A 1,112-nucleotide genomic window follows, 5' to 3' on the forward strand; every position below is an offset into this window, starting at 1 on the left:
CCGCTCACGCTCGAAGACGTGCTGGAGATCGTCCACGCCGAATCACTGGCCGGACCCATCGCCGGCGTCGTCGTCCAGCTCGGCGGCCAGACCCCCCTCGGTCTCGCCCAGGCCCTCAAGGACAACGGCGTCCCCGTCGTGGGCACCCCGCCGGAGGCCATCCACGCCGCCGAGGACCGCGGCGCGTTCGGCCAGGTCCTCGCCGAGGCCGGCCTGCCCGCCCCCAAGCACGGCACCGCCACCACCTTCGCGGCCGCCAAGGCCATCGCCGACGAGATCGGCTACCCCGTCCTGGTCCGCCCCTCCTACGTGCTCGGCGGCCGCGGCATGGAAATCGTCTACGACGAGGACCGCCTCTCCTCCTACATCGCCGAATCCACCGAGATCTCCCCGACCCGCCCGGTCCTGGTCGACCGCTTCCTCGACGACGCCATCGAGATCGACGTCGACGCCCTCTACGACGGCACCGAGCTCTACCTCGGCGGCGTCATGGAACACATCGAGGAAGCCGGCATCCACTCCGGCGACTCCGCCTGCGCCCTGCCCCCCATCACCCTGGGCGGCCACGACATCAAGCGCCTGCGCGCCTCCACCGAGGCCATCGCCAAGGGCGTCGGCGTCCGCGGCCTGATCAACATCCAGTTCGCCATGGCCGGAGACATCCTCTACGTCCTGGAAGCCAACCCCCGCGCCTCGCGCACCGTCCCCTTCACCTCCAAGGCCACCGCGGTCCCCCTCGCCAAGGCCGCCGCCCGCATCTCGCTCGGCGCCACCATCGCCGAACTGCGTGAAGAGGGCATGCTCCCCAAGACCGGCGACGGCGGCACCCTGCCGCTGGACGCGCCGATCTCCGTCAAGGAAGCCGTCATGCCCTGGTCGCGCTTCCGCGACATCCACGGCCGCGGCGTCGACACCGTCCTGGGCCCCGAGATGCGCTCCACCGGCGAGGTCATGGGCATCGACTCCGTCTTCGGCACCGCCTACGCCAAATCCCAGGCCGGCGCCTACGGCCCGCTGCCCACCAAGGGCCGCGCCTTCATCTCCGTCGCCAACCGCGACAAGCGCTCGATGATCTTCCCGGCCCGCGAACTCGTCAACCACGGCTTCGAACT

General features: G+C 71.0%; 1 pseudogene. It reads left to right on the forward strand.

The features are described 5' to 3' along the window. Nucleotides 1-1,112: pseudogene (gene carB, locus ACFYXV_RS34135) on the forward strand (carbamoyl phosphate synthase large subunit); the annotation flags it as partial.

The organism is Streptomyces sp. NPDC002181, assembly GCF_042890485.1.
In the GTDB taxonomy this organism is placed as follows: Bacteria; Actinomycetota; Actinomycetes; order Streptomycetales; family Streptomycetaceae; genus Streptomyces.